This window comes from Stutzerimonas marianensis (genome assembly GCF_022810315.1).
Taxonomy (GTDB): domain Bacteria; phylum Pseudomonadota; class Gammaproteobacteria; order Pseudomonadales; family Pseudomonadaceae; genus Stutzerimonas; species Stutzerimonas marianensis.
On sequence record NZ_JALGRD010000098.1, the window covers coordinates 1 to 268 of the forward strand.

General features: G+C 55.6%; 1 protein-coding gene. It reads left to right on the top strand.

Features of this window, described 5'->3' with window-relative positions; all coding sequences use genetic code 11:
- Positions 1-268: efflux RND transporter permease subunit (locus tag MST27_RS22875; RefSeq protein ID WP_243608027.1), on the top strand; the 268-nt coding region annotated here is incomplete at both ends.

Below are 268 nucleotides of genomic sequence, written 5' to 3' on the forward strand. Positions count from 1 at the left end.
AATGCTAAACGGGCCTACGCACCTGCATTCGATGCGGTGATGTCCAACAAGCCAGTAGTGCTCACCTTTGCCGTTGTTGCAGTTGTACTTTCCGGCCTCGTAGGGGCACGTATGGGCAGTGAATTCGTGCCTAGCCTCAACGAGGGGGACTTCGCTATCCAAGCCCTTCGTGTACCGGCTACCAGCCTTAGTCAGTCTGTCGAGATGCAGCAGCAGCTGGAGCGAAAGCTCATGGATGAGTTTCCGGAGATCGAGCGGATTTTTGCGC